Origin of the sequence: Sporomusa sp. GT1, from assembly GCF_014634905.1 — a bacterium.
In the GTDB taxonomy this organism is placed as follows: Bacteria; Bacillota; Negativicutes; order Sporomusales; family Sporomusaceae; genus Sporomusa; species Sporomusa sphaeroides.
Window position 1 is genome coordinate 284,954 of record NZ_BMBX01000003.1, and the last position, 21,082, is coordinate 306,035.

At 45.0% G+C, this 21,082-nt stretch carries 25 protein-coding genes; 2 read left to right on the forward strand and 23 right to left on the reverse strand.

Translation table 11 applies throughout. The features are described from left to right. Positions 1 to 3: 3 nt before the first annotated feature. From hflX to GT1_RS07030, 6 genes are all read right to left on the reverse strand, one after another. Positions 4 to 1,797: a GTPase HflX gene (hflX, locus tag GT1_RS07005; protein WP_188398108.1), complete on the reverse strand. Its 1,794-nt coding sequence runs from the start codon at positions 1,795 to 1,797 to the stop codon at positions 4 to 6. A gap of 69 nt (positions 1,798 to 1,866) precedes the next feature. Beyond that, entirely contained in the window at positions 1,867 to 2,088 is a 222-nt protein-coding gene (locus tag GT1_RS07010; protein WP_188398109.1) for a hypothetical protein, read from the reverse strand. Continuing rightward, a complete protein-coding gene (locus GT1_RS07015; RefSeq protein ID WP_188398110.1) occupies positions 2,085 to 2,672 on the reverse strand; it encodes a hypothetical protein in 588 nt (195 codons plus the stop codon). Before GT1_RS07015 ends, GT1_RS07010 begins: the two co-directional genes overlap by 4 nt. Further along, entirely contained in the window at positions 2,653 to 3,258 is a 606-nt protein-coding gene (locus tag GT1_RS07020; protein ID WP_075755614.1) for a GTPase, read from the reverse strand. The genes GT1_RS07015 and GT1_RS07020 overlap by 20 nt, the downstream gene beginning before the upstream one ends. Further along, the gene (locus GT1_RS07025) at positions 3,243 to 3,647 is read right to left on the reverse strand and encodes an AAA family ATPase (RefSeq protein WP_188398111.1); all 405 of its coding nucleotides are present in this window, start codon (positions 3,645 to 3,647) and stop codon (positions 3,243 to 3,245) included. Before GT1_RS07025 ends, GT1_RS07020 begins: the two co-directional genes overlap by 16 nt. A 203-nt stretch (positions 3,648 to 3,850) precedes the next feature. Beyond that, on the reverse strand, positions 3,851 to 4,363 hold the full coding sequence (locus GT1_RS07030; protein WP_188398112.1) for a hypothetical protein: 513 nt from the start codon (positions 4,361 to 4,363) through the stop codon (positions 3,851 to 3,853). A gap of 313 nt (positions 4,364 to 4,676) precedes the next feature. Between GT1_RS07030 and GT1_RS07035 the strand changes: the two genes are divergently transcribed. Both GT1_RS07035 and GT1_RS07040 read left to right on the forward strand, forming a co-directional pair. After that, the gene (locus GT1_RS07035) at positions 4,677 to 4,835 is read left to right on the forward strand and encodes a hypothetical protein (protein WP_188398113.1); all 159 of its coding nucleotides are present in this window, start codon (positions 4,677 to 4,679) and stop codon (positions 4,833 to 4,835) included. A gap of 21 nt (positions 4,836 to 4,856) precedes the next feature. Then, complete coding sequence (locus GT1_RS07040) at positions 4,857 to 6,380, forward strand: recombinase family protein (protein WP_188398114.1); 1,524 nt, start codon at positions 4,857 to 4,859, stop codon at positions 6,378 to 6,380. A gap of 35 nt (positions 6,381 to 6,415) precedes the next feature. Here GT1_RS07040 and GT1_RS07045 read toward each other — a convergent pair whose 3' ends face one another. From GT1_RS07045 to GT1_RS07125, 17 genes are all read right to left on the reverse strand, one after another. After that, the gene (locus tag GT1_RS07045; RefSeq protein ID WP_188398115.1) at positions 6,416 to 6,997 is read right to left on the reverse strand and encodes an AAA family ATPase; all 582 of its coding nucleotides are present in this window, start codon (positions 6,995 to 6,997) and stop codon (positions 6,416 to 6,418) included. Positions 6,998 to 7,090: 93 nt separating this feature from the next. After that, positions 7,091 to 8,506 carry a SpoIVB peptidase gene (spoIVB, locus tag GT1_RS07050; protein ID WP_308507629.1) on the reverse strand — a complete coding sequence of 472 codons (1,416 nt, stop codon included), beginning with the start codon at positions 8,504 to 8,506 and terminating at the stop codon, positions 7,091 to 7,093. A gap of 182 nt (positions 8,507 to 8,688) precedes the next feature. Further along, on the reverse strand, positions 8,689 to 10,398 hold the full coding sequence (gene recN / locus GT1_RS07055; protein WP_188398117.1) for a DNA repair protein RecN: 1,710 nt from the start codon (positions 10,396 to 10,398) through the stop codon (positions 8,689 to 8,691). A 22-nt stretch (positions 10,399 to 10,420) separates the two neighbouring features. After that, the gene (gene argR, locus GT1_RS07060) at positions 10,421 to 10,882 is read right to left on the reverse strand and encodes an arginine repressor (RefSeq protein WP_075755609.1); all 462 of its coding nucleotides are present in this window, start codon (positions 10,880 to 10,882) and stop codon (positions 10,421 to 10,423) included. Continuing rightward, positions 10,879 to 11,454 (reverse strand): class I SAM-dependent methyltransferase, encoded by a 576-nt coding sequence (locus GT1_RS07065; RefSeq protein ID WP_188398179.1) that lies wholly within the window; start codon positions 11,452 to 11,454, stop codon positions 10,879 to 10,881. The genes argR and GT1_RS07065 overlap by 4 nt, the downstream gene beginning before the upstream one ends. After that, positions 11,441 to 12,310, reverse strand: a complete 870-nt coding sequence (locus GT1_RS07070; RefSeq protein ID WP_188398118.1) for an NAD(+)/NADH kinase — start codon at positions 12,308 to 12,310, stop codon at positions 11,441 to 11,443. The genes GT1_RS07065 and GT1_RS07070 overlap by 14 nt, the downstream gene beginning before the upstream one ends. A gap of 14 nt (positions 12,311 to 12,324) precedes the next feature. Then, complete coding sequence (locus tag GT1_RS07075) at positions 12,325 to 13,143, reverse strand: TlyA family RNA methyltransferase (protein ID WP_188398119.1); 819 nt, start codon at positions 13,141 to 13,143, stop codon at positions 12,325 to 12,327. Further along, on the reverse strand, positions 13,140 to 15,032 hold the full coding sequence (gene dxs / locus GT1_RS07080; protein ID WP_188398180.1) for a 1-deoxy-D-xylulose-5-phosphate synthase: 1,893 nt from the start codon (positions 15,030 to 15,032) through the stop codon (positions 13,140 to 13,142). The genes GT1_RS07075 and dxs overlap by 4 nt, the downstream gene beginning before the upstream one ends. Before the next feature lie 107 nt (positions 15,033 to 15,139). After that, positions 15,140 to 15,598 carry a divergent PAP2 family protein gene (locus tag GT1_RS07085; RefSeq protein ID WP_188398120.1) on the reverse strand — a complete coding sequence of 153 codons (459 nt, stop codon included), beginning with the start codon at positions 15,596 to 15,598 and terminating at the stop codon, positions 15,140 to 15,142. 10 nt (positions 15,599 to 15,608) lie between these two features. Next, complete coding sequence (locus GT1_RS07090; protein WP_188398121.1) at positions 15,609 to 16,496, reverse strand: polyprenyl synthetase family protein; 888 nt, start codon at positions 16,494 to 16,496, stop codon at positions 15,609 to 15,611. A gap of 2 nt (positions 16,497 to 16,498) precedes the next feature. Further along, positions 16,499 to 16,753: an exodeoxyribonuclease VII small subunit gene (gene xseB, locus GT1_RS07095; RefSeq protein WP_075755602.1), complete on the reverse strand. Its 255-nt coding sequence runs from the start codon at positions 16,751 to 16,753 to the stop codon at positions 16,499 to 16,501. After that, complete coding sequence (gene xseA / locus GT1_RS07100) at positions 16,743 to 17,957, reverse strand: exodeoxyribonuclease VII large subunit (RefSeq protein WP_188398122.1); 1,215 nt, start codon at positions 17,955 to 17,957, stop codon at positions 16,743 to 16,745. The genes xseB and xseA overlap by 11 nt, the downstream gene beginning before the upstream one ends. A 194-nt stretch (positions 17,958 to 18,151) precedes the next feature. Next, positions 18,152 to 19,114, reverse strand: coding sequence for an O-sialoglycoprotein endopeptidase (locus tag GT1_RS07105; RefSeq protein WP_188398123.1), 963 nt, complete (start codon positions 19,112 to 19,114; stop codon positions 18,152 to 18,154). Then, the gene (gene nusB, locus GT1_RS07110) at positions 19,111 to 19,530 is read right to left on the reverse strand and encodes a transcription antitermination factor NusB (protein WP_075755599.1); all 420 of its coding nucleotides are present in this window, start codon (positions 19,528 to 19,530) and stop codon (positions 19,111 to 19,113) included. Before nusB ends, GT1_RS07105 begins: the two co-directional genes overlap by 4 nt. Before the next feature lie 22 nt (positions 19,531 to 19,552). Further along, the gene (locus GT1_RS07115) at positions 19,553 to 19,789 is read right to left on the reverse strand and encodes a DUF2273 domain-containing protein (protein WP_223226096.1); all 237 of its coding nucleotides are present in this window, start codon (positions 19,787 to 19,789) and stop codon (positions 19,553 to 19,555) included. A 2-nt stretch (positions 19,790 to 19,791) separates the two neighbouring features. After that, positions 19,792 to 20,331 carry an alkaline shock response membrane anchor protein AmaP gene (gene amaP, locus GT1_RS07120; protein WP_075755597.1) on the reverse strand — a complete coding sequence of 180 codons (540 nt, stop codon included), beginning with the start codon at positions 20,329 to 20,331 and terminating at the stop codon, positions 19,792 to 19,794. Between the two features lie 190 nt (positions 20,332 to 20,521). Continuing rightward, positions 20,522 to 20,917, reverse strand: a complete 396-nt coding sequence (locus tag GT1_RS07125) for an Asp23/Gls24 family envelope stress response protein (protein WP_075755596.1) — start codon at positions 20,915 to 20,917, stop codon at positions 20,522 to 20,524. Between the last annotated feature and the right edge of the window lie 165 nt (positions 20,918 to 21,082).

The following is a 21,082-nucleotide window of genomic DNA, read 5'->3' on the forward strand; positions in this document are numbered from 1 at the left end:
GAGTTATTCCTCTCCTGGTATATATTTTTTATAACGCTCAAATTGCTCTGGCGGTAAAGAAACAGCAACTGCAATACCGGCCTCTTCATAGGCTACCGAATACACTGTCGCCAAATCATATAGTTTTGCGATTAAACCGCTTTGGTCATAAGGTATCAGCAATGTTGCATCCACTGTGGTTGCTTTTAGATTATCCTCGATCATCACCAGCAGTTTATCAAGATTTGTGCCGTTTTCAGCAGATACCGCAATAGTATTCGGTTCCCGCAGCATACGCCCGGTAATGTGCGGGTTATCAAGTTTATCCATTTTGTTGAACACAGTAATAACCGGCTTAGTTTCAGCCCCTAATTCCCTCAGCACTTGATACACAGCCTGAATATGCTGTTCATACTGAGGATGGCTGGCATCAATAATATGCAGCAGTAGATCAGCTTGCACCACCTCTTCCAGTGTGCCGCGAAAGGCCGCAATTAACTGGTGCGGAAGCTTTTGGATAAAACCTACCGTATCTGTCAGCAAAAATTCCTTTCCGCCCGGCAATATGCTTCTCCTGGTGGTTGAGTCCAAAGTCGCAAACAGCTTGTCCTCTGCCAGTACCCCGGCAGCAGTCAGCTTATTAAGCAAGGTTGATTTACCGGCATTGGTATAGCCAATCAAAGCGGTTGTAGGCACTCTCGCCGCCTGGCGACGCTCACGGTGTAAAGCACGGTGTTTCTTCAGATTTTCAATTTCCTGCTCAATATCATTAATTCTTGACCGTATGCGCCGCCGGTCTACTTCCAGTTTGGTTTCTCCAGGTCCGCGGGTACCGATGCCGCCGCCTAAGCGTGACAATACCAGACCCTGTCCGCCCAGGCGCGGAAGATTATATTTGAGCTGAGCCAGTTCAACCTGAAGTTTACCTTCATGTGACTGTGCTCTTTGAGCAAATATATCCAGAATTAGCGCCGGACGATCAATCACCTTAATCCCCAGAACCTGTTCCAAGTTACGTTGCTGTGCAGGCGAAAGCTCATCGTCAAAAATGATGATATTGGCACCTAGTTCCTGCCGCACAAGGCTAATCTCCTGCACCTTACCACGTCCGATAAAATAGGCGGCATCCATACGACTGCGTTTCTGCCAAACAGACCCGACAACTTCAGCACCAGCCGTTTCCGTTAACTGGGCCAGTTCGCTGAGTGAGTGGCTGACATCCCAGTCACCTTGCCGTTCAACACCTACAAGCAGCGCTTTTTCTGATTGAGCCATAGTGGAAACAGCCTCTTTGCTGTCCAACAAACGTTCAAGCTGATTGGTTAAGTAACCCAAATCAATTTCGATAAACTCCTTAAGTGATATTGGGCCTACTGTTCGTACATCATATTCGTCAGCAGTATGGCCTGAAATAAAACCAAAACTAATCTCATGAATACCGTTTTTAATACCAATGGCAGCCATAATATCAAACCGCAGCTTTTTAAGTGATGCCACATCGATACTGCTTAACCGGCTATCGCCGCCCGGATGGGTATGTATGCACCGGATGCCGCTCAGGCGGTTGAGCGACCGTCTGCCGTCTGTTGCCGGCAGAGTTACTGTCTTAGTATCGCCAACCGCCACCTGCACAACGATTCCCCGCCGGTTAATATATACGGCTATTTCACGGTTTAATTGCTCGGCGATAGCCGCCATAGCTTGTGCCAACTCAGTTGTAATAGTCTGCCCAAACGGAACCGTATATTGGTATAACTGCTCCAGGCTATCTATAAGTACTTTCTTTAAGCCGTCCTTTTCTCCATGCACTTCAGGCAATTATCAAACACCCCTAACTTCTCTGTCTTAGTTTAGATAATATCCACATTATACTTTACACCATTTTTGTTATAAAGTATCCACATCCCTGCTAAAAATTTCGCATTGTGACGCTTTTACCCAATTTCCATCACAGATAACGCACTTTCCTGCTTCCAATGAGTCTTGACGCAGTTTTAACGGCATCAGGACTTCCGCTTCACGATAGCCCGATTTCCATCCTTGCCGTTTTCCCATACAATAGCCTAGCAAAAAGGCAAACAGACTGCCAATAATAATATAGAATATCATATACGTACCCGCTCGTAACGAAAAGATAACAAATAAATAATTGCCGTACCGGTAAATACAGGAAGAAACAGGTAATCATTCACTCTCCAGGCAATCATTATACATGCTAAACATACAATGATGCACTCCATTCTGCCAAACCGGTTTGCCAAATTACGCTGCCCGGCCAGTTGATCACTCCGGGCATCAATATAGTCATCGAATAACTGGACTGCCAATACAAAACTAACGGCAAACAACATATTGCTCCAGCCAAATAAGATTATCCCCGCAATACATGCCAGCAATGACTCCTGAAAACCGGTTAACCGGCTGGGAAACCGCTCATGCATACTGCCGAACATCCCAATAATATAGCTGGCAAAAAACAAAGACAGACTTAGCGATGCATTAATACCGGCAGCCAGGGCCAGCAAAAACATAGCATATAACATGGTACCCTGCTCTAATATTCTAGCCCAATTAGGTTTCCCGACAACCGCATCATAGTCCTTATCTAAATAGTCATCAGCCAATTTTACGGCAGCGGAGCAGCATACCACCGCCATTACTGTAGACAAAAACTCAAATATTTCTAGCCACACAGGCTTTCACCTCTTTAAATCCCTGACTATACAGTGCAGATATGGGAATAACTGTAGCCTTAGGAAAAGCGGCTGTCAAATGCACTAAGTTGTCTTTAGCTGAATGCAAATCATATTTGTTGCCTAGCAACAAATATGATTTGCGAACAATACCATAGTTATAAAACTCATGGTCAATAGTAGACGTATTATTTATAAGATTTTTGCCGATAAGAGATAAATCTACCATATGCAAAATAAGGTCGGCAGAACGCAGTAAGGCAATGGTCTGCGCCATCCCTTTACGAATGGTTCCATCCTGGTGTATTTGTTCACTAACGCCACAAGTATCAGTAAGTTTAAAATTTACCGCCGTCTTGCCTACTGTCATCCGTAAAACCACGGATTGCAAAGATCGCGTTTTATGTAGGGCCATACCGCATAATTCCCGCTTCCCTTCTTCGAGCGAAAAATGCCGGCAGGTCATTAAATCATCGTAGGTGCGAAAAGTTACATCAACACTTTTGGCGCCAAGATAGCCGGCAAAATTAAGGGCAAACATAGTTTTGCCTGAATTAGGCCGACCAATAATTACACATTCTCGCATGGCTCCACCCCCGTAATATCCCATGGTTCTATGACCATCAATTCTTCTCTGGTGGTAGAATGCTTACTGATAAGGCGCACAGCCTGCCGCCTTATCGCTTTCTCAATAATGTTCCTTACCGTGCGTGCATTGCCGAATTTATCATCACTATTGTTTGCCGGCGGATTCAGCGAATGTAATAACGCACTTTTTGCCTGAACAGTAAGCTGATACTGGCGTTTTGCACATAACTGTTCGGCAATTTGCAGCAATTCCTGTCTATTGTAATCGGGAAAATCAATGTGAATCGGAAACCGGGAATGCAGTCCCGGATTAGTCTGCATAAATTTTTCCATTTCTTGCTGATAACCGGCTAAGATAAGAATAATCTCATCTTTATGATCTTCCATAGTTTTCACGAGACTCAGGATACAAACAGGCATAAAAAAAGATATGTTTTACTTTTGGCATCGCCCAAAAAGTAACCCTCCGGCCATTGCCGGAGGGTTATGGGAGTTACCATATGACAGGCGTCCGTGCCGGGTCTTTAAAGGATGAGCTTCATAAACAACGCCATCATTACAAATATTTCCAGGAAATATTTGTAATGATGCTATCTGAAATCACGGGGCAGCTTAATTGAACCAATAGGAGACTTTGTTTGTCCAAGTTCATATGCCGGACAGCGTAAAGACTTATCTCTATATTTAATGTTTCCTGTTATAAAATTTTGATTAAAATGGTCACAATGGTTTGCATTTTTGAAACGGCAATCCGGGCAATCGCTAGTGGGAGCAAGGACTCCCTCCCTTGCTTTACTAATAAATTGTTTGGCCTGTAGGAGCTCATGTAAATACTCTTTAATAAGCCGGCCTATACCGGCGGTCTGCAAATTATTCAGTTTTTGCAGATTTTTGATGGCTTTATCAAGCTCTATCTCGTACAAAAAGGTATTAGGTATTTGTTCAAGCAGCACCAAATCATCAGTAAGTGTTTTAAGCTTACTTTTTGCCTGTATGGGATTTGACCCTAAATAAATTGATGTGTTTTTCGGAAGTTTTGTTTCACGGTTGTAAACGCTGTCCTTCAAATAAAACGTCCCGTTTTTCCGTATTTCAATATGCATTGTCAACTACCTCACCAATTAAACTTTACCCGATGACTTAGCTTCGCAGATTGGGTTAAAACCCAACCTGAAGTTAAGTATACTTTATAATCAACTACTCACATATAAATTGTGAGTAGTTGATCCAGCAAATTCAATAAACTCACCTTTGTTTTATGAGTTTATTATACCATAATGAATTTAGACTCACAATAAAATTATGAGTCTAAATTCATTTCATATCAACCTCTTCCTTTGCATTGCTGATGGGTACGGCTAAAATCCTGGCAAGCAGACAACCAGCTCTGGCATAGGATTAACTGAGGTGATGACTATGAGAGAGCATGATACATCGAAAAAAGCGATAAACGCCGCTATTAAAATAATAATAGTAAATGAAAATCCTACTAAGCATGATGAGTATAGTAAGTTATTTATGTCGCCGCTTGTTGCAGGGTTGCTGCAACGCCTTCAGTTGCCCCAAGCTGAGTAGCCGCAGGCAAGGGGTGAAAAAATGAAAGTAGCTATTTACGCCCGTGTCTCAACCGATCAACAGGCAGAAAAAGGCTACTCCATCGAGACTCAGCTTGAAGCTTGCCGAAAATATGCCGATGAACTGTGTGCTGTTACGGTGGAAGAGTTCGTTGATGACGGCTATTCGGCAGAGTTTATCGAACGTCCGGCCCTTACCCGCTTACGTGCAGCGGTAAAAGCTAAGCAGTTTGCTGCAGTTATCTTCTATGACCCGGACAGGATGGCAAGAAATTTACTGCATCAGTTGATCATTGCCGAAGAAATTGACAAGTCTGGTGCTGAACTGAAGTTTGTAGTAGTAAATTACGACCAATCGGCAGACGGTAAGTTTATGTTTGGGATCCGCGGTTTATTGGCAGAACTTGAAAAGGAAAAAATCAAAGAGCGTACCATGCGCGGTAAACGCGGCAAAGCAGCTAAAGGGCTGGTGATTAGTGATACTAAACCATTTGGTTACACCTTTGATCCCCAAAAAAGCACTTATGTTATTAATAAGACAGAGGCAGAAATAGTCTGTTTGATCTTTGACTTTATGGTTAAAGAAAAAATGGGGACAGCCAAAATCTGCAAAGAGCTTAATGCCCGGGGTATCCCTTCTCCCCGCACTAAAAACGCCTGGATTGTTTCCAGCGTACATAGGATACTGACCAATACTCTGTATAAAGGTGTTTTGTACTCCATGAAATATCGCTATGAAAAAATCGGCTTGAAACAGAAAAGACGAACTCTGCGGCCGGAGTCGGAGTGGATACCTGTATTTGTTCCGGCAATTATTGATGAAATGACCTGGCAGGCCGCACAACAGCAGCTCCGGGAAAATAAGAACCTTGCCAAACGCAATCTAAAGCACAATTATCTCTTACAGAGTCTTGTCAGCTGTGCGAAATGCGGGCGAGCCATGGTAATCTCCCGTTCCGGCGGCAAAGAGCATAGTTATTATGCCTGCATTAGCCGGAAAAGTACATCCTATGCTTGTTCCGGCCGGAACCCCTGTATAGCCAGGCAGATTCCTACCGAAGTACTAGATACCTATGTGTTCAAGTATTTGCTGGAACACTATTATAATCCGGTTAAGATCGGCGAATATATTCAGGAATTTGCCGGTCATAAAGACCTTCAGAAATATGAAATGGCATTAGAGCAACTAACCAAAGCTGAAAAGGAGCTGACAAAGCAAAAAACTGCCGTGCTTCGCTGGTTTCGCCAAAAGATATTGTCAGAGGTGGAAGTCGAAACTCAATTACAAGACATCAGGCAGCAACTCAGCAGCATTTTACACCTGAAAAAATCCTATGAAACTGAATTAGCTGCTATCCCTCAGACTCCTTCGCTAAACGAAGTTATTGAAAAAATTGACCTTAAAATACAGGAAACCGAGTTCACTGTAACTGAAAAAAAGGCCGCCTTACGAGCCATAATCGACAGCATTATTGTTGAACGAATAGATAATACCCGCGGCCGTGGCAGCCGGCCTGAAATCAATGTTATGCTCAAATTAAAATGAATCCTGCACGCTCTATATAACGCATTAGCGCCGGTTCATCTGCTGCTTTGCTTCCACGGTTTCACCATACAGTCGATGGCTTCTTTGCCAAAATCCTTCTCACCGCCTCTGGCTAATGAATAGGCTTCGTCAATAAACAAGATACCCCCATAAGCTTTTTTGAGTTGTTCTCTTGTCTTTTGGGCGGTATGACCAATATATTCGCCAACCAGATCTGCCCGTTCCACTTCAATAAGATGCCCGCGTGACAATACTCCCATTTCCCGGAATACCTTGCCCATAATCCTGGCCACTGTAGTTTTGCCTGTACCGGGGTTACCTTTGAAAATCATGTGCAGTACCAACGGTTCAGTATTTAAATGCTCTTTTTCCCGGCGTTTTTGAATTTCAATAAATGCGTATATCTCTCTGACCAGCTTTTTTACCTCAGATAAGCCGATAAGATTATCAAGCTCACGGAGAATTTTTTCAATCCGTTCCTCTACATTGGACTGAGCACTGGCAAAATCACCGCCAGTACTAGTTTCAATTTCACGCAGTTTTTTAAATGCTTCTATTGGTGATAATTCCCCTGTTCCAATAGCAGCTAATACTTCTTCAGGGCATAGATAAGCCATACTCTCACCCCACTACCCGTCTATACCAAAATCATAATGACTTCATGGAACTTTCCTTCTACGCTTTCGGGCGCAGACATACTGGGCTTCGTGCTATATAGTATACGTTATGAGCAGCAAAAGGTGATTACTGGCAGGAACACAAAAGTCTGCCAGAAAACTAAATAATTTTCTGGCAGACTGGCGTTCATTTTTAGGAATTATCCCGCTTTCCATCAGCATCCAATCCACAAAACAACCATAACCGCTGGTTGGATCATGAACAAATACATGAGTTATTGCACCTACAAGTTTACCGTTTTGAATGATAGGGCTGCCGCTCATGCCCTGCACAATCCCCCCGGTCTTTTCTATCAGTCGTTGGTCAGTAACTTTAACAACCAAGCCCTTGCTTTCAGGAGCTTCCTGCAAATTAATTTTTTGAATTTCAATGGCAAATTGCTCAATGGTTTGTCCGTCAACCACTGTCAGCATTTCAGCAGGACCCAGCTGAATCTGGCTCATAGACGCCACCGGGATAGCTTCAGGATATTTTTCATTTACGAGTCGTGCATTCAATTCACCATAAATTCCGAACTGGGTATTCTTGCTAATATTGCCTAGCAAGTGATCTTCTTCAATGAAAACACCTATTTTTTCTCCCGGATGACCTCTTTTTCCATGCTGAATGCCTGATACTGTGGCAAGTACAATTTTACCCTGTTCGCAATCTATGGGCTGATTAGTATCACTGTCTGTAATTATGTGCCCTAAAGCGCCGTAGATTTTTGACTCTGATTCATAAAAAGACAATGTCCCGACTCCTGCCGCACTATCCCGTACAAATAAACCAATGCGGTAACGTTTGGTATCATGACATAGTACTGGCGATACAGTAACATGTTGCTGACCTTCGGTACGTTTAAGCAAAACATCAATATTTCGTTTGTTTTTACCGCTCTCGTCAATAATTTCGGCTACTTGGGCATCACTTTGCACAGGTGTTCCGTTAATGCTGATAATTACATCACCTACGGCAATGCCAGCGTCTTTTGCCGGAGTAACATATTGCCCCTGCATGGTTAATATGGGTGAGTTACCAACCACGATAACTCCTTGGGAACGAAGCACCACGCCGATGGAATGCCCTCCGGGAACAAGTTTTATGGGTGGCAATACATCTACTTTGACGGTTCGAAACGGTATTATACCGAATAATTTAAACTCTATAGTCGATTGCCCAAGCTTGACAGGTTCGAGCGAGACCGGCCGGGATAACGCCATTGTTGGCAATAACTCCGGTGCTTGTATACGAATGCTGCCACCATCCTGCTTAACCCTGACGGTAAGTGGAAAATTTACATCAAACAGCGCTGTCTCACCCTCAATGACCCTAATATGCATGGGAAGACCGTAAATATTCCGGAATTGGGGAGAAAAACAAAATGCAAAGATTGTGCTGATAATCAACATTGCCAAAATTAACCTGCTGCTCAGTAAACGATTAAATCTTGTCATGTTTTCTTCCATCACTCCCTATTACATTCTTCCCAAAATTTCCACTTTACCTTCACCTCATTTTTTTGTTTTCAACCGGCTGCAAACTTAGAATTTCCCGAATGCAAAGAGGATTATTCCGGAGTTATTGCTATTTATTGCCTTGGCAGCTGAATTTGCGGCATTTTTTCAATAAAAATAGCGCAAGCTTGCGCTTACGCTTTATTTTTCCAGTTTTCTTTTTTTTTCTTAGAATTTTCGAGCATTTGAGCTGCATTATCCATGGATAATTTTGTTATTTCACCAGATGCCATTCTGGCCAATTCGGTAATTTGAGCGTCCGGATTAAGGGTAGTAACCTGTGTTCTTGTTCGTTCCTCTTCAACAATTTTTTCGATATAAATATGACAGTCGGCCATGGAAGCAATTTGCGGCAGATGAGTTATACACAATACTTGTTTGTCAAAAGCAGCAATTCTGGCAATTTTCTCAGCTACTTTTTGGGCTGTCTGTCCACCAATACCGGCATCAACTTCGTCAAAAACCATAGTAGCGGTTTCATCCCGTTCGGAGCATACTGTTTTGATGGCTAACGCTATCCGTGATAATTCGCCGCCTGACGCAATTTTATGCAATACCTTAGGCTCTTCACCCGGATTTGCCGAAAACAGGAAATATACGTCATTGGCACCATTGGCAGTATATTGCTGGTTTCGCTTAACCGCAACCAGTAATTGTGCTTTTGGCATACCTAAATCAGCTAAATGGACTGATATTTGCTTTGCCAGCTCCAGACCAGCTGCCCGGCGCCGACTGTCAAGCTCGTCAGCCAATTGCTCCACCTTAAGCGAGAGGCTGTGTTCTTCCTGTTCAAGCTGACTAAGCCGTTCATCATAATTAGTTATGGCAGCCAACTCATTGCTGGCCTGCTCATAGTATTGCAATATGTCGTCAACCGTTGCTCCGTACTTTTTCTTAAGTTTATAAATTATGTCAAGACGGTCTTCCAACTTAGCCAGTTTAGCTGGGTTAAAGTCTATATTTTCCTGGTAATTTCTTAATTCACTCATTGTTTCTTCCAGTTGGTACAGCGATTCGGTTACAACAGCTAATTGCTGCTCAATAGCCTGATCATAGCGTGCAGCCAATTCAAGCTCCTGTTTGATATCGGCCAGACAGGAAACTATGCCGCTAAAGCCTTTATTTCCCTGGCTTAACAGCATATAGGAACGCGATATGGCCTTGGTAATTTTTTCGGCGTTAGCCAAAACCTTGACTTGACTTTCCAGTTTTTCTTCTTCACCGGAAACCAGAGCGGCGGCAGCAATCTCCTGGGTTTGCCAGGCTAGCATTTCTTCACGCTGCAAGCGTTCCCGCGAATCTTGTGTAAGCCCGGTAAGCTCTGTTTTAAGTTTTAGCCACGTTTTGTAAGTTTGGCGGTATTCATCTAATTTGGGCTTGATATCGGCGGCAAAAGTATCAGTAAGAGCCAAATGAACCTCAGGTTTTAACAAGGCCTGGTTCTCATGCTGCCCATGCATATCAACAAGTTTTTCGCCAATTTTCCGGAGAATAGCCAGGGTTACCTGACAGCCGTTGACATGAATGGAATTTTTCCCATGTCTGGTCAAACGTCTGGCGATAATCAAGCTTCCATCATCTTCCGGCACAATCCCTTGCTCATCAAGGATGCTATCCAGGGAATGAATACCAGCTATATCGAATACCGCTTCCACCCGGAAGTCATCAGCCCCGGTACGGATAGAATCTGACGAAGCTTTGCCACCAATGATAGCTGATAATGCATCAATTAAAATAGATTTGCCTGCTCCGGTTTCCCCTGTCAAAATGGTTAGGCCAGGGACAAATTCAATATGAGCTCTGTCAATAAGCGCAAAATTGACGACAGTCAGTGATTTCAGCATATGTATCTCCCCTCAAAACACGCTACATTCCCCGCCCCATCAGCGATTGGAATTTTGCTATGACTTGCGGAACAGCTTCAACAGGCTTTACCAGTACGAAGATGGTATCATCACCGGCCACTGTGCCGATAATTTCAGGCCACTTTACATAGTCAATAGTATAGGCGACTGCCTGAGCGGTGCCCGGCAGTGTCCGCAGAACAACAATATTCTGGCTATAATCAATAGTGACTATTGAATCATGAAAAGTGCGCTCCATACGGGCTTGCGACAAAACAATATTTTGCTCAGGCGGAAAAGCATAACGATACCGCCCGTCGCCTGTCGGTACTTTAATTAACATGAGTTCTTTTATGTCGCGGGAAACAGTGGCTTGTGTAATATCAATGCCTTGTTTGCTAAGCGCGTCAGCTAAATCCTCTTGGGTTTCAATTACATAACGCTCGACAATTTCTTTAATCTTTGAATGACGTAACGTCTTCAATCTGTTTGCTCCTTCATCTTTTCGATTATATACAAAACAGGTGGGTTGTTTCTTTGATTTACCATTGACCAGCAAGCAATGGCAAATGTCTCTTGTTTTAAGCTTGCCAGGTATTCCTGTACAGACTGGCATTCCTGTCTGCCGTGCTCATAACCGGGATAGGCAGCAATAGTCATCAGTCCCCCCACCGCAAGCAGCTGCAAGCTGTGAGTGATGGCCTTTATGGTAGTATCAGGACAAGTATTTATTTGCCGGTCGCCTCCCGGTAAATAGCCCAGATTAAACATAACAGCATCTACCGGCTGGTGTAGATAGCTCAGAATATTGGCATGACTGTCCAACACTAGTCTGACTTTGTCAATCAGCAACTGCTTGGTAAGCAGCTGCTTGGTTTTAGTCAATGCCTGCTGCTGAATATCAAATGCCCAAACAACAGCCGTATGGGCAGTATTTTCAGCTAAAAATAAGGTATCCCTGCCGTTGCCGGCGGTAGCATCAACTACCAGGCTGGCGGCTCTCAGCTTGGGGCGCATAAGCCGGTGAGCCATTAGTACCGCATTAGCAACTGCCATCACGGTCGCCTCTCCTTAATTTGGTCCGCAGAGTTTCGTAATAGCTTTTGCCGGTAAATTTGATAAAGCGCGCCCGGAACGGCGACCGCCGGACAACTACGGTATCATTGGGCAATAGGCTATAAACCGATTGCCCATCTACGGTAAGCACAATATCGTCATGGGTAGCCTGCATCCGTACTTTTATCTCTTCCCGTTCGGAGATAACCAGAGCCCGGGAATGAAGTGTATGCGGACAGATTGGGGTAATAACAATTACTTTCAGCTTCGGATTGACAATAGGTCCGCCGGAAGATAATGAGTAACCGGTTGAGCCGGTAGAAGTAGCAATAATAAGCCCATCTGCAGGATAGTCGGCGGTAAGCTCTTCATCAATATATAATTTTAGTTTTATCATGCGGGAGAAGCCGCCTTTGGCAATAACAATGTCATTTAGCGCCGGCGAAATGTAAATGGGACTGCCATCACGAATGACAACAGCATCTAACATGAGCCGTTCCTCTATATAATAGTCACCTTTAACCAGTCTCTCTAATGCAGTGCTTAAATCAGGCAGCTCAATCTCTGTTAAAAAGCCCAGGTTTCCCATATTTACCCCGCAAACCGGGATACCAAAAGGTGCAATTTCTCTGGCAGTGTTTAAGAGTGTTCCGTCACCTCCTAAAGTAATGCCAAACGTAATGTCCTTTCTAACACATTCCAGTTTACCGGCCAAGTGGGAGCATTTAAGCTCTAATGCCGCATCTTCCGGCATAACCACTTGAATATTGCGTTCTTTAAAATATTGTATAATCCAGCCCAACACTGTACCAATACTCTGTTTTTTCGTGTTGGGAAACAAGCCTACAGTCAACAAACCTATATCCTCCATTATCCGGTTAAATTGGCATGGGCATCAGCAACTACAGCAGCGATTGTTGGTTCATCCACTATTGATTCACCGGCTGCATTAGCAAGATATAATAAGTACTCGATATTGCCTTCCGGGCCTTTTACCGGTGAATAAGTAAGTCCTAATGGCGATAGTGCCAATTGCCTGGAAATGTTTACTATATTGTTAATAACTTCACGATGGATGGCCGGATCTCGCACTACACCTTTTTTCCCCACCTTATCCCGCCCTGCTTCAAATTGCGGTTTGATGAGTGCTATTACTGCCCCCTGGGAGGTAAGCAGTGTTTTTACTACCGGCAATACTTTATCCAGCGAGATAAAGGCAACGTCTATGGAAACAAAGTCCAATGGTTCAGCTAAATCTTCAGGCTTTATATTGCGAATATTGGTTCGCTCCATATTGACCACCCGGTCATCTGTCCGTAACGACCAGGCAAGCTGTCCGTAACCGACGTCAATCGCATAGACTTTCGCGGCGCCATTCTTAAGAGCACAATCGGTAAAGCCTCCGGTTGATGCGCCAACATCAGCCATAACCTTGCCGGTCAGATCCAGATTAAAATATGTCAGCGCCTTGGCAAGCTTAAGGCCGCCCCGACTGACATAACCAATACTGTCGCCATGAACGGCAATATGAGCGGCAACGGGGACAACGGTTCCGGCTTTGTCTGTTTTTTGGCCGTCAACAGTAACAATTCCGGCCATAATATAGGCTTTAGCCCGTTCACGGCTTGCAGCCAATCCCTGTTCCACTAATAATACATCAAGACGCTCTTTTGTCCGTTGTCCTGTCATTTGCGCGCTCCAAACTGCCGGATAAAGGTTTCAACACTAGTGGCTATGCCTTGATCATCCAGGCCATGCTGAGTTAACAGCTGACCTCGCTGGCCATGCTCAATGAACTTATCAGGCAGTCCCAGACGTAATACTTTAACCCAGTTAAGGTTCTGTGAGTTTATATACTCAAGCACAGCCGAGCCAAACCCTCCGGCTAACATATTATCTTCAACAGTGACAATAATCCCGGTGTCACGCGCCAATTGACGGATAGCCTGCTCGTCCAACGGTTTTATATATCTGGCATTGATTACACTGGCGGAAATTTCTTTCCCGGCTAATATCGCTGCCGCACTTTTACATGGTTCAACCATAGCGCCTGTGGCCAGTAAAACCACATCTTTCCCCGAAATTAATTGTTCAGCCTTACCTGTTTCCAGCTTAGTAAAACAGTCTTGCAGCTTAACCCCGACGCCGTTACCGCGCGGATATCGAATAGCAACCGGCGCATTTAGTTCGGTGGCAGTATACAGCATATGACGAAGTTCGTCTTCATCCTTAGGAGTCATGATTACCATATTGGGAATATGCCGTAATAAGGAATAATCGAAAACACCATGATGGGTTGGCCCATCTTCGCCAACAATACCGGCCCTGTCCAGCATAAAGATAACCGGCAGATTCTGCAGGCATACGTCATGGAGAATCTGGTCATAAGCACGCTGGATAAAAGTAGAGTATATTGCGACAACAGGACGTTTTCCCTGGGTAGCCATACCGGCGGCCAAAGTAATGGCATGCTGCTCGGCAATACCCACATCAAAAAAACGCTTAGGAAAGGTTGCGGCAAATTTTTTAAGACCTGTACCGTCAGGCATGGCGGCGGTTATTGCAACAATATCAGGGTTTTGTTCCGCCAATTTGACGATAGTATCGCCAAATACCTGGGTATAGGATGGTGCGCTGGTTGCATTCTTTTGAATTTCGCCTGTCTCAATACAGAAAGGACCGACACCATGAAACTTATCGGCATTGCGTTCGGCCGGCGCATACCCCTTGCCTTTCTGGGTTAATAAATGGATCAGCACAGGCCCTTTAACACTTTTCGTTTTATCCAGCACATCCAAAAGCAAGGGAATGTTATGACCATCAATGGGGCCAAAATAAGTGAATCCCAATTCTTCAAACAACATGCCGGGAACTAACAAATATTTCAAACTGTCTTTTACCCGTTCAGCAGTATTGGCCACACTATCGCCAATAGCCGGAATCCGCCTTAGTAGATACTCAATATCATGCTTAACTTTTGAGTAGGTCGGCGCTGTGCGCATTTTAGCCAAATATTCGGACATGGCGCCAACATTTTTGGCAATAGACATTTCGTTATCATTCAGAATCACTGTGAGATTTATCGCCAGATGCCCTGCATGGTTAAGTGCTTCATATGCTTGTCCGCCTGTCAGCGAGCCGTCCCCGATAATGGCAACCACATTGCCTTTTGCACCCGACATGTCGCGGGCCAGCGCAATTCCGAGAGCAGCAGATATCGAGGTGCTGGAATGTCCGGAACCAAAAGCGTCGTGCTGGCTTTCACTCCGTTTAGGAAATCCGCAAATCCCCCCGCTTGTCCGTAAGGTGGAGAAGGTTTCCCGCCGGCCTGTTAAAATTTTATGTACATATGCCTGATGTCCGACATCCCAGATAAATTTGTCTCTGGGGCTGTCAAACATTTTATGGAGCGCCAACGTTAGTTCGACAACCCCTAAATTGGGGGCCAGATGTCCACCATTGTTCGCTACCGTATGTATAAGAAGCTCGCGGATTTCCCCGGCGAGCTTTTCTAATTGGAGCACAGACAGGTGTTTAAGATCTTGTGGCCCATTAATACCGTTAAGCAGTTTACTCAAACTGGTTCCCCGCTTTCCCTTACTGGCGTCAAACAAGTCAATTTTGTCAAATGACACCTAATGGTAGTTATCTTTACCAAACATATTATAGCATATCTAATCAACATTCATCTATAAAATATATAAAACGCATAGGCAATAACAGAACCGTGCACAGCTCCGCCCAAAACCTCAAGCGGCGTATGCCCTAACAGTTCTTTAAGCCTGGTTTCCCGGACTGTATGCTCAACCCGCATTTCACGTACCAGTTTGTTGATAACCTTGGCCTGTTTGCCTGCCGCCCGGCGCACCCCGGCAGCATCATACATGACTATGCCGGCTAAGATTACTGAAACGGCAAACAAGTCTGATTCAAGCCCTTCCCTGAGTGCAAGCCCGACGGCTAAACTTACTACCAGCGCAGTGTGAGAGCTGGGCATGCCGCCGGCTCCGACAAGGCGCTCGGCATTAAAAGCACCATGCCGCCAATATGCTGTTATCGTTTTTAGCACTTGTGCCGTAAACCAGGCGGTTATAGCTGTCATTAAAATAACGTTTTTTCCTATTCCAGCCAGGAATTCGGCCATTGTCTACACCTCAGGCTTCTCGAGTTATTAAGTAAATTACCAGTTCACGCAGCATATTGGCCTCCGGGCCAAATTTGTCCAAACTTGTCAGTGCATTGTCCACTGCCTGCTGTGCCAGTTGTTTAGCCCCGTCCAAGGTATGCAAGGTGACATATGTTGCTTTATGATTTCTTATGTCACTGCCCACAGGCTTGCCGATTTTTTCCTGAGTACCAACCACATCAAGAATATCATCGGTAATTTGAAACGCCAAACCAAATTGTTCAGCATACTGCGATAGGGCATCAATTTGCGCTTTACTGCCTCCGGCTAACATAGCTCCGGCCCTCAGGGCCGCTTTGAACAGAGCTCCGGTTTTAGCCTGATGCATAAATTCCAAAGTAGCGGCATCAATGGTTTTCCCCTCAGAAATGAGATCAACGGCTTGACCGCCGATCATACCGGCAGCACCGGCAGCGGCTGCGATTTCACCGACCACGGTAACCAAAACAGCCGGATCAACTTTGGTTTGCGAAACCATCATGGCAAAAGCGGCTGTTAGCAAGCCATCGCCGGCTAAAATCGCCATACCTTCGCCATATATCTTGTGATTAGTAAGTTTGCCGCGACGGTAATCGTCATTATCCATAGCTGGCAAATCATCGTGAACCAGCGAATAAGTGTGTATCATCTCGAGAGCGCAAGCCACCGGCAAAAAATCATTACCATCGCCGCCAACAGCATCAGCGGCTGCCATAAGCATGATCGGCCTGAGCCGCTTGCCGCCGGCAAACAGGCTGTAACGCATCGCTTCGTATATAATGGGTGGATAGGTTTCAGCAGGAAGATATTGCGAAAGGGCTTCATCTATCAGGCTGATTTTAACCTGACAATATTCGGCAAGTGTGGCTTTTCCCATAATTAATTCCCCTCCGCTAAATTAAGTGGCTGCTCAACTAACCGCCCTTGTTCCTGCTGCAGAATTTTATCAACCTGCTTTTCGGCCGCGCTGAGGCGCTCAAAACATAGCTTGGCATAGGACATGCCTTGGCTGAACTTATCCAAAGCTTCTTCCAGGGGCAATTCACCTGCTTCCAACTCTTTTACAATTACTTCTAATTTTCCAAGAGCATCTTCAAAACATACATTATTTTGCTTATTACTTTTAGTAGCCATCTTTGCTCTCCCTTACACAGGCGACTTCAACCTCAAGCCGTCCATGATTTAAAATAATTTCTAATTGTTGTCCCGGTTTTACCTGATTGGCAGCACTGATAACTTGTCCCGCCGGGGTACGCGTCAGGCTGAAACCGCGGGCAAGTACCGCAAGCGGGTTTAATACCGCTAATTTTTCCGCATGTAGTTTCAACTGCTGCTGTTTTGTCAGGATACTATTACGCGCTGCCTGTTCCAACCGTTCTACATAGGAATCAACCAGCTGACGGTGCTCGGCAAGCAATTTTTCCGGTTGAGTAAATACTCTGTTATCCCGCAACTGACAGACGGCTTGCCGCCTTTGTTTAATATATGTCCGCATAGTATTTTCCAGCATGGTTTGCAGCGTTTGGATATACCTTTTCAACTCATAAACGTCGGGAACAACCATTTCGGCCGCCTGGGAAGGGGTTGCTGCCCGGCAGTCGGCGGCAAAATCAGCCAAAGTATAATCGGTTTGGTGTCCGACTGCCGACACTATGGGAATACTTGATGCGGCAATGGCCCGCACCACTTGTTCGTCATTGAACGCCCATAGCTCCTCAATGGAGCCACCACCCCGGCCGGCAATGATAACCTCTACATTCTGCAAACGATTAAACGCGCGGATTGCTTCTACTATTTGTCCGGGAGCTTCCAGCCCCTGAACCTGCACAGGATACAAAATAAGCGGTATGCCGGGGTGACGGCGTTTGGCTACCGTGATAATGTCTCTAAGCGCCGCTCCGGTGGGTGACGTTATTACGCCAATAGCCTGCGGAATGAGTGGCAGTTGTTGCTTGCGGCTTTCGTCAAAGAGTCCTTCTGCAGCCAATTTTTCTTTCAATTGATTGAAGGCAAGACTCAGCTCCCCCACCCCGTCCGGTATTAACTGATCGGCATAGAGTTGATATTGCCCGTCCCGTTCAAACACGGTTACCTGACCATAGGCCACAACTTTAAGTCCGTCACGCGGCTCAAATTTCAAAAATTGCGCGCGGCTTTTAAACATGACGCCTTTAATTTGGGACCCGGCATCTTTAAGCGTGAAATAACAATGGCCTGAATAATGGGCTTTAAAATTAGACAGTTCACCTTTGATAAACACTGACATCAGTCTGGTATCCCGGTCAAGCAAGTTTTTGATATATTTTGTCAGGTCGCTAACGGTATATATATTACTCATTTGTATTCCACCTGGCATCAAATTTATTTATTGTATGGTAACAGCTGTTACCATACTGTTAATAATAATAACTTATAATTGTAAAAAAAAACAGACATAAGTCTGGGTAAAGAATTTTGTACCAGGGTGCCACTTCCTGGCATATACTTTTTGATCCAATGCACAGGAAAGTGCATTGGTGGATTCATGAGCAGCTACCGGCAATTTAAAGCAAAATAAGCAGCCCCGGTAGCATTGTCCGGACTATATATAATATCAGGAAAATATAATTGAGCTATATTGGTGTCTGCCAATTGGGTGACAAGATATTGCCGGATACACTTATTTGCCATTACTCCGCCAACAAGCAGTACATCGTTTAAACCGGTATTGGCAACAGCATATTTTATCATGGCAGTGACCGCACGGGCAATACACAGTTCAACACCGGCGGCAATTACCCTTTTGTCTGCGCCCTGGCCTACCAGCCTGCGAACATAGGTCTCAGGCCCGGCAAAACTAACCGAGGCACCACGAACAGTCACCGGGATATGGATAGCCGGCTCGCCGGCTGCGGCTGCCAAAGCCTCCAGTTGAGGACCGGCCGGAAAGGTCAAGCCCAGCAGAACGCCAATACGATCAACCAGTTGTCCTGCATGAATATCCAGACTGCCACCCAGAATTTCAATATTCAGCCGCCCGGCAGCAGACGGACATACAGCAGGTGATACCCGAACAATCTCGGTTGTTCCGCCAGATAGATGCACAGCTAAAAAACTGCCGGTTTTAGGCCCGCCGGCTGAACGTATTCCGGCAAAAATATGGTTTTCCTGATGACTAATACGCTGCAGGGGCACAGCCTGACTAAGAGCCAGCACTTTCGCATATCCTTCTCCCACCAGAAAAGCCGGCATATAGGAGTCCGGCAAAGGCCGGGGGAAAGCCGACACTCCGACAGCGCTGAAATTCACAGGTTTCCCGATAGGTAAACAGGCCTGGGCAAAGAGATCCGGCAGATTACGTGTATGCTGAAATACCATTTCAGACTGCTGAAGTCCCCGTGAACCTGCTTTTACCTCCAGAATGCGCCGGCAATCGGCAACCGGCGTTCCCTGCTCATCTAATATAGCAACAGAAGTAGTATAGCAACTAGTGTCTATTCCCAATACATACTTCATGATAACTGCTTATTTTTTACAATTGACCCTAAAATTCCGTTAATAAAACGGCTTGAGTCTTCGGTTCCAAAAGTTTTTGCCAGTTCTACGGCTTCGTTAATAGCAACACCTGGCTGGAGGCGTTCTTCACTATATTTCATTTCATAAATAGCCATCCGGGCGATATTGCGGTCGACTCCGGCCATACGGTCAATTTTCCATTCCCGTGATAGGTCAGATATATAATTATCAATTGCGGCTAAGTTGCTCTGGGTGCCTTCCACCAATGATTTTGCGTAGCTTTTGGTAGTTTCGCTAATTGCTCCCTCACGCTCGCTAAAGACGGCGGTAAGTGCCTCTTCACTGGTAACACCGGCGTTAAAATCAAGTTGAAATAATGCTTGAACAGCCATTTCACGGGCCTTTCTGCGACTCATAATGTCCCTCTTTCCAAAGCGGCTACCGGTTGTAACCCGGTGGCAGCAGTTTGTCCAATATTTCCATAATGTCTTCTTTTTGATCAATTCGCTTGCCAACTACATAGCCGGCCGCAGCGCATAAAGCAACAAATAATGTCTGGAAAAAGCCAAAAATTAAGATGAGAATACCGATGACAAATCCCACTAGAACACCAATCATTTTTCCGCTATGGTTCTGCCAGATTTCTGCCAACAATTTGGAGTTCAATGCTGCCACCCCTATTCAACACGCTGTTTCGTTTTGAAGTCATTGCTAATGGTTTCGACCATAACCTGAACATCAGCTAATTCTATGCCCACGGTATTTTTTACATATTCATGAACACGGTTTTGAATCTCCGCAGCTACGGTCGGCACATGACTTTCCGGACTGATTTTGACTTTCATCCGAACAATAATGTTCTCATGGGCCATTGAAACATCTACTTTAATGTCACGTACACCGCGAATATGTCTGGCAACTTTCTCCACCAGATTTTCCACAGCCATAAGAGAAATATGCACATCTCCCATGTCATTATGATGAACAATGGTATTTTTCACTCTGCGGGAACGGAGACCGGCTAACAGCAGTCTGATGCTTACGAGAAAAAAAACAGCGCCAACCAGCGAAGCTTCCCATTGACCATACACATAAGCAAGACTTGTCCACGCCAATTCCAAAGGAATAAGGCGTAAAGACAGGAGAATAACGACAACCGATAAAAACGCCAAGAAAAATGTGTAAATAGATAACATAATGCGGTCAATGATCCCCATAGCGTCTCCTTTCTTTGCCTTACCTGGCAGTCCCGCCAAGCCCAAATCCATCCCATGGTTTGAAACTTGGCGGACTACTGGTTTACCGTGTTTTCTTTATCCTAACAGAAAGTATAACTTTCTTAAAAGCAGGATAAGGGCAACATCGGTTTGCGCTGTCGCCAAAGGCTCGGCGCAAGCCGTGTTTTCTTTATCTTACCCTAATATCGTCTTCTTTAACGTCCTGAGCAAAGCCTACGCCTTGAACATGAATATTGACTTCAACAACATCCAGACCGGTCATTGACTCAATTCCCCGTTTAACATTCTCCTGGACTCGCAGTGCAACATCAGGTATACGTACACCATATTCAACAATTATATATAAATCTACCGCGGCTTCCTTCTCTCCAACTTCAACCTTAACACCTTTAGAGAGATTTTTCTTACCCAGCATTTCGGCAATGCCACCCACCAAACCGGCGCTCATGCCGGCAACACCGGGTACTTCGGTTGCTGCCAGTCCGGCAATAATGCCAACCACTTCATCAGCTATCCGAATCGAACCTACATCAGTTTGTTCTGTTCTTTCCTGTCGATTATCCATTCTAATCCTCCCCCTCAAAATCCTGAATCTAAATACCAAATTATCTGATGACCAACCCGCTCTAAGACTCCCATTTGCTTTAAATAGGAGTTTAGGAGGATCCCTGGAAGTTGGGCGATTAACCTTAGCTGGAGTAAAAACCCCGCCCTAAAGTTAATGCTGCCT